The organism is Streptomyces sp. NBC_00654 (genome assembly GCF_026341775.1).
GTDB lineage: Bacteria > Actinomycetota > Actinomycetes > Streptomycetales > Streptomycetaceae > Streptomyces.
Genome location: NZ_JAPEOB010000008.1, coordinates 18499 through 30363, shown reverse-complemented (window position 1 = coordinate 30363; position 11865 = coordinate 18499). Strand labels below are relative to the sequence as shown.

Here is an 11865-nt window from a genome sequence, read left to right as displayed (position 1 = left end):
GTCTCTGAATTTGTGAATCTCTGTGGGTTTGCCGCCATCTCTCTGGGTGGCTCGAATGGCTGAACCCTACGCAAGTGACGCGAGGAGCTATCCATGAATGACCCGATGGACTACCCCGGAATCAAGTCCTGGGTGGAGGAATGGGGAGGGGGAGTTGATTACCTAGATTATGTGAAAGGTCATGGCGATCTAGGAATGATGGTGGCATTCTCCCGGATCTTCTGGCCGCGTTTTGTCGAAGTGGAGGGGTGTGTGCTGTGGGATCGTGCTTACGAAGAATCGAATTTTAAGGCATGGCGCGAGAGTCTCTCCGGTGACGTTCGAAAAATTGAGGCGACACTGAATCAGCTGCGAGTCTGGCAGATTGTCGATTCGGATGATGTCGAAGAGGACTGGCGGGCGCAGGATTTCTTTGCCGCATGTGTTGCAAAAACGTGGGGTGCTGCGTTGTCTGCCGAATTTCCTCACCGGAGTTTCGATGTTCGGGTTATCGGTTCCGAAGATGGCCCCATTGTTACCTTCTCATCCGGATCGATGTAGTTCATGGTTTTGCCTAGAAAGGTCGAATGTGGCCAATTCTGAAACCATCTGAGGTTGCGCCGCTCGTACATTGGTTGCTGGGTGAGTGATACCCATCCCGCAGCCCTCGCGATGATGGTCGGCTTCTAGATTTCAGTGGTTGGTGTTTCCTTTTCAGTTCCGGGTTGCGCCTGGTGGTGGTGGGTGGGTCGGTCGTTTGCTGAAGGCATCGCGCCGATTCGGGGCTGAAGAGTGCTGCTGAAGCGTGGGTGATCCTGATGCCGGGTCTATAGCGGTAGAGAGCTGCAGGATGTGTCTGCATCGCGTGGATGTCACTTCTTGGAGTGATGTCGTGCGGTGTGTTGGCCCGTGTGTCGTGGCGGGGCCAGTCTGCGTCTGACGGGTGCGGCGCGTCAGAGGGGTGGGTTGGTGGATGAGGTGACCCCTGTGGTGTGGACACACCTGACAATGGATCTTGCTGATCCTGGAAGGTGTAGATCTACGTGGCACGGCCCTCGAAGTACAGTGCGGAGTTCCGGTCCGACGCGATCGCGTTGTGGCGGGCTTCGGCCGGCAGGCGGACGTTCAAGGACGTCGCGGCTGATCTGAACGTCAACCCCGAAACGCTGCGGACCTGGGTGCGTGATGCCGACGGTCGTCCAGTCGCCGCAGGCGCGTCGCAGGACACCGAGGCCGAGTTGGCCCGGCTGCGCGCGGAGAACGCGCGGCTGGCCAAGGCGGAGAAGGAATGGCAGCTGGAACGCGAGATCCTGCGTCGGGCAGCGGCCTATTTCGCCCGGGAGATGAAGTGAAGACCGCCGCTTGGGACTTCGTCTCCACCCACGCCGGAATGTTCGGCATCAAGCGGATATGCCGGGTACTGGAGGTCTCCCGCTCGGGCTACTACCGGTGGATCACCGGCGCCGAGGCGCGGGCGGGGCGGCAGTTCGAGGAGGACGCCCTGGTCGAGGAGATCCGCGAAATCCATGCCGAACACCGCGGGAACTACGGCGCGCTTCGAGTCCATGCCGAACTGCGCGGCTTCGGCCACACGGTCAACCACAAGCGCGTGGCCAGGCTGATGCGCAAGCACGGCATCGTCGGCCGTCACCTGCGGAAGAAGAAGCGCACCACGATCCCGGACCGCCTCGCGCCGCCAGTGGCGGACCTGGTCCAGCGGGACTTCACCGCCAGTACGCTGGACGAGAAGTGGTGCGGCGACATCACATACGTGCAGGTCGGAGCCGCGTGGCTCTACCTCGCTTGCGTCATCGATATCCGGTCGCGCCGAGTGCTCGGCTGGTCGATGGCCCCGCACATGCGGGCCGAGCTCGTCATCGACGCGCTCCAGGCCGCGGTCGCGACCCGCGGCGGCGACGTGGCCGGAGTGATCTTCCACGCGGACCGCGGATCGCAAGGTGGATTCAACTGATCGTCGCAACACCTCGACCCTGGAGGTGTTGGATGGGTCGGCCAGCGGGATGGGCCACGCGGCTGACGGGGCGTCCGGCAATGCGGTCGCCGGGACGGCCCCCAATCCGTCGGGAGGTGGAGCGGGCTTTCTGGATGAAGATCGCCGAGGGGATGACCAGCGAGGCGGCGGCGGTCTCGTGCGGCGTATCCCCAGTGGTGGGGTCCCGTTGGTTCCGTGAACGTGGCGGCATGCCGTCGATCCAGCTCAGCACGCCCTCGGGCAGATACCTGTCCTTCACGGAACGCGAAGAAATCGCGCTGCTCAACGCCCAGGGCCTGGGAGTCCGCGAGATTGCACGCCGCCTGGGCAGGGATCCGTCGACCATCTCGCGGGAGCTGCGACGCAACGCGGCCACCCGCGGCGGGCAGCTCGGCTACCGGGCCTCGATCGCCCAGTGGAAGGCGGAACTGGCGGCACGGCGTCCGAAGACGCCGAAGCTCGTGGCCGATGAACGGCTGCGTGAGTATGTGCAGGACCGGCTCGCCGGGGATGTACGTCGTCCGGACGGAACACAGGTCACCGGGCCGAAGACGCCTCGGTGGAAGGGACGGAACAAGCCCCGCCGTCAGGACCGGCGGTGGGCGACGGCCTGGAGTCCCGAGCAGATCGCGGGCCGGCTCAGGACGGATTTCCCCGATGATGAGTCCATGCGCATCTCGCACGAGGCGATCTACCAGGCGCTTTACATCCAAGGACGTGGAGCCCTCAAGCGTGAGCTGGTCGGCTGTCTGCGTACCGGGCGTGCGCTGCGGGTTCCCCGCGCCCGAGCCCGACGGCGGGCGAACGGGCACGTCACCCCCGAGGTGATGATCAGCCAACGACCGGCCGAGGCCGAGGACCGGGCAGTCCCGGGACACTGGGAAGGCGACCTCATCATCGGCACCGGCAAGTCCGCGATCGGCACTCTGGTCGAGCGCACGACCCGGTTTACCATGCTGCTGCACCTGCCCCGGATGGAAGGCTTTGGCACCGAGCCGAGGGTGAAGAACGGGCCGGCGCTGGCCGGTCTGGGGGCCGAGGCCGTCAGGGACGCGATCGCCTCCACGATCACCACGCTGCCCGAGCAGCTGCGTCGCTCGTTGACCTGGGACCGCGGCAAAGAACTGGCACAGCATGCCCGGCTCCGCGTCGACACCGGCCTCGAAATCTACTTCGCGGACCCGCACAGCCCGTGGCAACGCGGCACGAACGAGAATACGAACGGGTTGCTGCGGCAGTACTTTCCGAAGGGCACGGACTTGTCCCGATGGCAGACAGACGACCTCGCAGCCGTTGCACTCGCCCTCAACAGCCGCCCCCGCAAAACCCTCGGATGGAAGACACCCGCTGAAGCCCTCAACGAACACCTACTCTTGACTCAAGAAGCCGGTGTTGCGACAACCGATTGAGTCCGGGCAATACACCTCGGCCGCGTTCGCCCAGGTCTGCGACCTGCACGGCATCCGCAGAAGCATGGGCAGGGTCGGCTCCAGCTACGACAACGCCCTGGCCGAGAGCTTCTGGCAGGGACTGAAGCGAGAAACGATGCACAGGAGAGTGTTCGTGACGATGTCTCAGGCAAGGCTCGAGATATTCCGGTGGCTCACCTACTACAACGCCCGACGCCGACACAGCGCGCTCTCCTACCTCTCCCCGATGGAGTTCGAACAGCACCACCACAAGACAGCTAAACTCTCACTCGCAGCATGAACCCCTGTGTCCACACTCCGGGGGTCACCTCACTTCCTCACCCACATCCGAACCTTGCGCGAGCATGGCCTGGACCTGCGTTTCTCGGTCGGGCACGCGGTCACCGAGCCGGTCCGCCACGCGATCCGGACCCTGCCTGAGCAGGTCTGGCACCCCGCCCTGGACCAGAACGGGACACTTCGCGACGGCGCCGAGGTCGCAGAGCTGACCGGCATGGTCGACCTTGCCGGCTACCCGGCCGGCACCCGCATCATCGTGCGCCGGGAGCGACCGCACCCCGGAGCCCAACTGTCCCTGTTCGATCAGGACGAGGGCCTGCGGCATCAAGTGTTCCTCACCGACACCCCGTACTCCGGTGGCGGTTCCGCCCAGTTCCTGGAGGCCCGTCACCGCGGGCATGCCACGGTCGAGGACCATATCCGCTGCGGCAAGACCACCGGCTTTGGCCGCTTCCCTCTCCCGTGACTTCTCCATCAACGCCGTCTGGCTCGAACTCAGCCTGGCGGCGGTCGATCTGCTGGCCTGGATGCGCGTCCTGCTGTTGGACGGCGAACTCGCGGCTGCCGAGCCGAAGAAGCTCCGCTACCGGCTGCTGCACGTCGCCGCCCGCCTCACCCGCGGCGGCCGCCGCCTCCGCCTACGGATCTCGGCGACCTGGCCCTGGAGAAACGAACTGGTCACGGCCTTCCACCGCCTTGCCGCACTGCCTCGACCAGTTGGCTGAGCGGCCGTCCCCCGCGCGCCCACAACCCGAAGGACATCGGAGAACCCCGACCACCGCGCCGGGCCCCCGCCATGCCCCAGGCAAACAAAATCGCCTGGATCGCCCCAGTTGGTGATCAGCAACGCCGCATCAGCCCAACCGAAACGGCGAGGTTAGAGGACACCGGCAGCGAGGCGATGTACTTCGTTCATCCGACGGCTGACCGGATGGTGACGCCCGCCCGCCGCGCGCTGGGCACCGGACCATCGAACAGCCCGTTCCTTGAGGTGTGGGAGAACGGGGAACGACCACCCGCAGGGATGCGCGGGTGGTCGTCCGTGGAGGTGGAGATGGCTTACGGGTGGAAGGAGTTGAAGTAGCTTGCGGGGAGTTTGTTGAGCCAGGCGTGGGTGACGCCGGTCCAGCCGATTCGGACGAAGTCATCCTTGCCGTCGCCGTCGAGGTCGGCGAACTGGATGTCCTTCGGCGGAAGGTTCCCGTCAGCGGCGATCTTGCCGATGTCGCGGTAGGTTCCGCCCGCGCCTGTTGCCCCTTCGTTGATCCAAGCTCTGGCGCCGCCCCTGGCGGTGATCAGTATCCGGTCGGCGCGCTTGTCCCCGTTGATGTCGGCGTATCTGATCTCCCTGGGCTTCTGCAGGGCGCGGCTGATGGTGTGGGGAGGCGTCCAGTCCAGCCATCTGCGGCCAGCTTCGCTCTGGAAGCCCCTGTTGTACCAGGCGGTCGTCGTGCCGTCCGGTTTGATCAGCAGATAGTCGTCCCGGCCTCCGCCTGTGACATCGGCGAACCGGATCTTGGTGGTCGGGTCGGTGCGCAGGATTTCCCCTTGCGACCCCTGATCGAAGACATCGGCGAGGCCGTTGTACTTGTTCATACACATGCGCTGACCGGCCGGGTTCTCGGCCTTCCAGGTGTAGGCCCGTATCCGCCCGGTCAAATCGACCACGGCGCAGTCCGGGAAGCCATCACCGTCGAGGTCGGCGAAGCGTAGCTGATTGCCGACCGCTCCGGCGGGGGGTGTATAGGAGTTCTCGCCTTCGATGAAAGGGGTCCAGTTCTTGCCGGAGGGGCCGCTGTTCCACCAGAACCGGAAATTCTGTTTCTCGTCGACCGTCACGAACTCGGCCTTGCGGTCCTTGTTCACGTCGACCATCCAGAACCGGTTCGTGGAGGGAAACTGCTGGGCCTGGATGACACCGTGGTCATCCCAGCCAGGCCCCAGCTGGCTGGAGCCGTTGTCACCGGCGCCGGTGCCGTCGTCCCTTGTCGGACAGGAGTCGGCGTCGGATGCTCCTTCAGGAACCTGTCCCACCGGTTCCAAGATCCAACGCCGGTCGTTAGCCACGTTGGCTGCCTTGAGGAACGCCGCGCCGATCTTGTCGTAGCCCCGATCGGTGGGGTGGATGCCGTCAGAGGTGTGGATGTCGGCGGGTTCCAGTGCGGTGGTGTCCGCGTACACCACCGACAGGCCGCGTGCCACCAACCGGTCTACGAGAGCGGGGATCTGGGCGGTGAACGCCTCTCCCCTCGCGTTCCGGGCAGGGTCGAGGAAGGGCTGCATTCCAGCCACCAGCACCGTGGCCCTCGGGACGTCCGTGGTGATCTGGTCAATCAGTGCTTCCAGCCGGCCGACCGCGCCATCCATCTGGTAATTCATGATGACGTCGTTGCCGCCAGCAATGAGCGTGATGACATTGGGACGGTAGCGCTTGACGGAGCAGTCGGCCTTGCCAGCGATCTCGTTGATCCGATATCCCCGCCAGCCCTCGGTCTCCCGGTCCGACATCGTCCCCACCCGGACCGATCCCACCCAGTCCACTTCGGGGGTGGTGTCGTCGCTACCCAGCGTTCCCACCTCGGCGGCGGGACGTGCGCTGGCGTTGCCGGCCTGCTGGGCGTTGCGTTCGGCGATCCCCTGGAGCCCCACGTCGACGGTGTCCCGGTAGCCGTTCCCGTCGGAGCTGCCCTCGCCCCAGGTGCTGGACGACCCCAACGCCATGACCCTGATCTGGGTGCTGGGGATGCCCCGCGCAAGTCGCTGCACGGTGTCAGCGATGATCTGAGCGATGTCAGGGCTCAGCAGGTCGGCCAGGAAATTCAGCGGCGCTCGCCAGTTGGTGAAGATCGTTGCGTACCGGCGGAGCGTTTCTTGAGTGCTCGCGATTAGCCCGCGGCCGCCCACGGCAAGGTACTCGGCTAGCAAGCCGGCAGAGGCTCCGGCGATCGCGCCCCACGCCGCGGAACCGAGCGCCTGGCCCCACGCGGTCGCATCGATGGGCTTGCCGTCCAGAGCGACGCCGACTAACTCTGCGACACCCGAGAGCAGGGCCCCGCCCACCGCGCCGCAGACCGGTGCGGCCGCCGGAGCCCCTACGTTGAACGCCAGCAGGCATAGGGCGGTGCTGGCCACGCCCACCGCGACACCGGCTGCGTTACTTACGAACTTCTTCCAGAAGCCCTCCCAGAATCCGGCGGTGCCGATGTCTCCGGCAGGCACGACGAGGACGATGCTGTCGTCGACGGTGTGGATGTTCCCGCCGAAGGTGACGCTGTTGGTCTGCGGGGCGAAACCCCCACTGTACCGCTGTGACCGCAGTGTGAGGGCCTTGCTCAGGGACAACCCTCTGGCCATGTCGGCGCGAGTGGTGTCGACCATCTGGTTCATCACCTGCCGCCACTGATCCGGCCGCTCTGTGACCTTGAAATCAATGACCGCGACCATGTCCCCGTCGCTTTTCGCCAGGGAGCGCAAGCTCCCGGCGTCACGTGCGCAGCCCAGGCGTAGCCCAGTGCCGTTACCTGCGATGGGCTGTGCGGTGAACGACGAGCCGAACGACGCACAGCCGGCATCGTTCGCCGCAGTGGCGGGCTTGATGTCCCCGACGCTGACGAGCAAGGTCATCGCGAGAACGACCGTGATGAAGAGGGAAGTGGTGGAGCGCCGCCTTCCTCGCGACCTCGGTCTGGACGTGGGCCCGACAGGCGGGGCGACAGCCTGCACGGTACGGCAGAGACCGTCCGTGATGGCCCGGCAAGCCATGGATAACCTTAAAGCTTTCATTACATCAGGCTGCACTATGCCCAGTCGCCTCCATGACGGCCTTCACATAACCAAGTAGGGAAGCGCCATTCTTTGGCGGAGGCACGGGGCATGGGTTTGGGAGAGGAAGAGGTGCAGGCGTGTGTACGGCGCGGAGCCAGGGAGCATGCTCGTGGCGACTGGCAGAGGTGGTGCTGCGGTGCTGATCTGGGCGGTGAGCTCAAGCGGTGCGTGAGGAGGCGGCAGTTGCGCAACGGATGTTCAGGGGCACAGGGACACCCCCGTGAGGGCGGGAGCGGGGACGTTCCGCTGGCTCCCCGTCACTGGTGTGGATGGGCCGTCGTCGGGTGCCGACTGGCGGGCGGAGGCTTCAACTTCCCTGCACAGTCCAGTCGGTGCAGCGGAAGGGCAAGCGGGCGGGGTAGTCCGCGCTGACGCCTTCGTCGGAGTTCTCAAACGCTAGGCACAGCGGTTGGGTGACACGGCCAGGTGTGCACCGGCGAGCAGATAGGCCTCAGCTTGGCGTTTAACATAGCTGGGCTTGGTGTTCCTTGATCGACTCAGCGCGTTTGACCGTCTTGCCGACGTCGTGGTGCCTGGCCCGGTGCCTGTTCTTCGAGCCCGGAGGCCGTCCAGGGGCGTTGTCACGTTGTCGGGGGTATAGGCGTCTGGCAGTGCGTCAGGGTGTGGTCGAGGCGGTTGTCGGCTGTCGGTCAGGCCGTGGCGGGCAGGCCGGCGGCGCCGGTGATCTGGTCCCAGATCGTGAAGCGGACGGTCATCTCGAGGCCACCGACGTCCGGGTCCGGGCGTCCGGTTCGCGTGCCGGTGGGGAAGTATCCGTACGAGTGGCATGGTGGTGCGGCTCCGAAGCCGGGCATTATGCCCAGTCCACCCCAGCGCGGATGCGGCACGGTGCCGGCGGCACGGAACCCCGGGCGATGTGCCCGGGGTCTCGGTGTGACGTGACATTCCTGCTCCGGTTCAACGGCCGGTCACCGATGCTGTCACGCCCCCGTCGTTCAGGAACCCGGCCCTCATTTGCAGGTGCGGTTCTGAAACCGGGCCTGGTGGGGTGTGGTTCGGCGGCGGGCCGCCCGTTCCCGTTCCGCCTCACCGGACCGGCGGCCGGCTGCCTCTGGGCATGGTGCGCGGTGGCCCCGGTCACGGTGTCCGGCTCCACTTTGTGACGGTGGTCAGTCCGGCCGTGGAGGCTCGGGAACGCGGGAAGCCGTCAGCGGCTTACCGGAGCGAGGCAGGCAGCTCCGTATCTTCGTCAGTGATGGCTGATTCAACCTGCTCCCACGTCAGGTTCAACGCGTCGGTCAGGTCCGCGTCGGTCAGGTCCGCGCCGCGCAGGTCCGCGCCGCGCAGGTCCGCGCCGGTCAGGTCCGCGCCGGTCAGGTTCGCGCCGGTCAGGTTCGCGCCGGTCAGGTTCGCGCCGCGCAGGCGCGCGTGGGTCAGGTACGCGTCGGGCAGGACTGCGTCGGTCAGGTCCGCGGCGGTCAGGCGCGCGTCGGTCAGGTACGCGCCGGTCAGGTCCGCGCCGGGCAGGTCCACGGCGGTCAGGACTGCGTCGGTCAGGTCCGCGCCGGTCAGGTCCGCATCGGTCAGGTCCACGGCGGTCAGGACTGCGTTGCTCAAAGCCCCCGCTGAGGCTGTGGGTGCGAGGGTGATGTTGGGGAGTTTGGCGGCGTGGAGGTCGAGGAGGAAGTAGTCGTCGTCCCGGGTTGTGTTCCGGGTGGTGAGGACGGTGAGGGCGGCGTGGACGTCGGCCGGGACGTCCTGGCCCTTTGCCGGGGGTTTCGCGGCGTGAGTGCGGACGTAGGCGGCGAGGATGTGGGCGATGGTGGGGTGGTCGCGGGGGGAGTCCTGCATGATCCGTTGCAGGGCGTAGATGCCGCCCAGCCGCACGTCCGTCTTGTCCTCGCCGAGGTTTCCCACCGCGGCTGTGTACCGGCTGGTGATCTGCCCGTCCTTGGCCAGTGCCCGGTCGTCCCGCGCCTGGGCGTTCGCCTGCTGGGCCTGTTTGCTGGCCTGCTGGGCCTGTTCGTTGGCCTGCCTGGTCTGAACATTCGAATACCAGAGACCCACCACCGCCACCACCGCCACCACGACAGCCGCGACCACGACGGTGAACAGCTCGATCCGCCGCGCCCAGTCCAGACCTTCTGGTCGTTTCTTACTGATCGTTTCAGAATGCGGTTCGGAGTCGTCTCAAGCAGATGATGCTGCAGGCGAGTTGGAGCACGCCGAGATGGAGGTCGGCGCGTATCTCGTAGCGGATCCGAAGGCGTTTGAACTGGTGCAGCCAGGCGAAGGTCCGCTCGACGACCCAGCGGGTCCTGCCCAGGCCGGAGCCGTGCGGTGTGCCGCGACGGGCGATCTTCGGTGTGATCCCACGAGCCCGGACGAGGCGGCGGTACTTGTCGTAGTCGTAGCCACGGTCGGCGAACAGTCGCCGGGGCCGGTGGCGTGGCCGGCCGCGCAGGCCGCGGATGTGCGGTATGGCGTCCAGAAGTGGCATGAGCTGGGTGACGTCGTGGCGGTTGCCGCTGGTCAGAGCAACGGCGAGCGGGGTTCCGTGCCGGTCGACGATGATGTGGTGTTTGCTGCCGGGGCGTGCGCGGTCGACCGGAGAAGGTCCGGTGTGAGCCCCCTGTTGAGGGCCCTGACGTGCGAGCCGTCGATCGCGGCGTCGTCCATCTCCAGCAGGCCCTCTTTACGCAGTTCTGCCAGCAGGACTGCGTGGAGGCGGGGCCAGACTCCGGCTTCGGTCCAGTCCCGCAGACGCCGCCAGGCCGTCACCCCACTGCAGCCCACCTGCTCCGCAGGGACGTCCCGCCAGCTCACACTTTTGCGCAGCACGTAAACGATGCCCCGCAGAGCAGCACGGTCATCGGCCGGCAGCCGCCCGGGATACCGGTGCCGCCGAGGCGGACGAGGAGGCAGCAGCGGGGCTATGCGTTCCCACAGGTCATCGGGCACGAGATCAGCAGACACCCGGCAGATCCTGCCGACACAACACCCAACTGCCAAGCCAACACACCGATCTCATTCTGAAATGATCAGTTATAGGAACGAGCCAGATCCGTCGCGGCCAGTCGGTCGAGGTAGCCGACCTCATCAGGAACAGCGCTCTCGAATACGCGCCCGGACAGGCGGGCCATGGAGTGCGCCTCCCTCTCAAGCAACTCCCGCCCAGCGGGCGTGAGACAGACCGGGCGTTGACGGCCCTTTCCCTCCAGGGGTTTCACCAGCTGCTTCGCCTCCAGGCGGGCCAAGGCTCCGTAGAGGCTCCCAGGCCCCAGACGACGCCCGGAGACCTGCTCGATGGCCGCGTTGATGGCATACCCGTGCAGCGGACCCTCGGTCAGTGCGCACAGCACAAGCATCTGGGCGTCGTTGGTGCGCATGGCTTCTCCAGCTGTGGTCGGCCTCCGAGATGCGTTCCCATAATGCTACACATCGCGTAGTACGCGCCGCGTAGTACCCAGAGCCGGCCCAAGATCCGACAACCACCTGCTGTTGTCGCCCGGCGTGAGCAAGCTCGTAAGTTCGGCGGTCACCTGCGGGGGCGGCTTGAAGTAGCGGCGTACGTTCTCTCCTTCGTCAGTTCCCCGTCGGTGCGGATGGGCTCACCTGCGAGAAGCCGCTGCATGGCCTCCTGCAACTTGGTGGCCGTCGCGGCGGAGACCGGCATCAGTGGCTGCCCTTCTGATCCTTGAACGCGCGGGTGATCCGCTGGACGTCGGCGAGTTCGATCAGCACGGCTTCACGACGGGGCGAGGCTAGGCGGCGGTCCTTGGACATCGCGATCAGGTCTTCTTCTTCGGCGAGCCAGATCGGCGCGTGTGCGCTGGTGACGGTGGAGTTGCGGCAGCGGGTCGGCCGGAGAGCCCGGGGCGTCTCTGGCAGGATCCGCCCCTGAATGTTGCCGGGCGTCTTCTCTTGGCCGCCCACAACGCCCCGTGTCTCGCCGACCACCGACCGCCGCCCGCTCCCGTTCCACCACCACGCCCACCACGTCCCCGGCTGCTGCCTCGTCCGACGGGCGGGCGGCCCCGGCCCCGGCGGCCGCGCCCACCCACTGGCAGACCGCACCCGCCAAGAGCCCCCGTTGTGGTCGGTAGAAGGGGTCTGAGCTTGTTCCTTAAGGTCTGATCCAGTCGCGTTCGGTGACGGGTTGCCCACGTCGTAGCGGGTAGCGGGCCGTCAGCTGTTCGAGCCGGGTGTGGCGGCGGCTGCTCCCAGGGGTAGCGAAGACCTCGCTGCCTTCCCCAGCCCGGTCGCTCATCAGTAGCCTCACGCCATGGTCTCGGACACGGTCGCTGTGGGCGTTCTCACCTTCGTAGGAACAGGGTTGGCCACGGCGGCTGGACTGTGGCAATGGCAGCGAGCTCAGGCCCGCGAAGCACGGGCGAA

At 66.3% G+C, this 11865-nt stretch carries 8 protein-coding genes and 3 pseudogenes; 5 read left to right on the top strand and 6 right to left on the bottom strand.

Features of this window, described 5'->3' with window-relative positions; all coding sequences use genetic code 11:
- Positions 1 to 93: 93 nt before the first annotated feature.
- The 5 genes and pseudogenes from OHA98_RS41545 to OHA98_RS41525 form a co-directional block, all read left to right on the top strand.
- Positions 94 to 540 (top strand): hypothetical protein, encoded by a 447-nt coding sequence (locus OHA98_RS41545; RefSeq protein ID WP_266933594.1) that lies wholly within the window; start codon positions 94 to 96, stop codon positions 538 to 540.
- Between the two features lie 482 nt (positions 541 to 1022).
- A pseudogene (locus OHA98_RS41540) lies at positions 1023 to 1936 on the top strand (IS3 family transposase); the annotation flags it as partial.
- Between the two features lie 47 nt (positions 1937 to 1983).
- Positions 1984 to 3381 (top strand): IS30 family transposase, encoded by a 1398-nt coding sequence (locus OHA98_RS41535; protein ID WP_266927527.1) that lies wholly within the window; start codon positions 1984 to 1986, stop codon positions 3379 to 3381.
- A 7-nt stretch (positions 3382 to 3388) separates the two neighbouring features.
- A pseudogene (locus tag OHA98_RS41530) lies at positions 3389 to 3682 on the top strand (integrase core domain-containing protein); the annotation flags it as partial.
- 21 nt (positions 3683 to 3703) lie between these two features.
- A pseudogene (locus OHA98_RS41525) lies at positions 3704 to 4406 on the top strand (transposase); the annotation flags it as partial.
- 334 nt (positions 4407 to 4740) lie between these two features.
- Here OHA98_RS41525 and OHA98_RS41520 read toward each other — a convergent pair.
- The 6 genes from OHA98_RS41520 to OHA98_RS41495 all read right to left on the bottom strand — a co-directional run bounded on the left by OHA98_RS41520 (position 4741) and on the right by OHA98_RS41495 (position 11427).
- Positions 4741 to 7305, bottom strand: a complete 2565-nt coding sequence (locus OHA98_RS41520) for an FG-GAP-like repeat-containing protein (RefSeq protein ID WP_266933593.1) — start codon at positions 7303 to 7305, stop codon at positions 4741 to 4743.
- An 851-nt stretch (positions 7306 to 8156) separates the two neighbouring features.
- A complete protein-coding gene (locus tag OHA98_RS41515) occupies positions 8157 to 8321 on the bottom strand; it encodes a hypothetical protein (RefSeq protein WP_266933592.1) in 165 nt (54 codons plus the stop codon).
- Positions 8322 to 8682: 361 nt separating this feature from the next.
- A complete protein-coding gene (locus tag OHA98_RS41510) occupies positions 8683 to 9570 on the bottom strand; it encodes a pentapeptide repeat-containing protein (protein ID WP_266933590.1) in 888 nt (295 codons plus the stop codon).
- Positions 9571 to 9634: 64 nt separating this feature from the next.
- Positions 9635 to 10443, bottom strand: a protein-coding gene (locus tag OHA98_RS41505) for an IS5 family transposase (RefSeq protein WP_266933589.1) whose coding sequence is annotated in 2 segments (ribosomal slippage) — positions 9635 to 10101 and positions 10101 to 10443 — 810 coding nt in all. Because the reading frame shifts where the segments join, the coding sequence is not laid out codon by codon here.
- A 65-nt stretch (positions 10444 to 10508) separates the two neighbouring features.
- Entirely contained in the window at positions 10509 to 10856 is a 348-nt protein-coding gene (locus tag OHA98_RS41500) for a PadR family transcriptional regulator (protein ID WP_266933588.1), read from the bottom strand.
- A 286-nt stretch (positions 10857 to 11142) separates the two neighbouring features.
- Positions 11143 to 11427 carry a hypothetical protein gene (locus tag OHA98_RS41495; protein WP_266933587.1) on the bottom strand — a complete coding sequence of 95 codons (285 nt, stop codon included), beginning with the start codon at positions 11425 to 11427 and terminating at the stop codon, positions 11143 to 11145.
- Positions 11428 to 11865 lie beyond the last annotated feature (438 nt).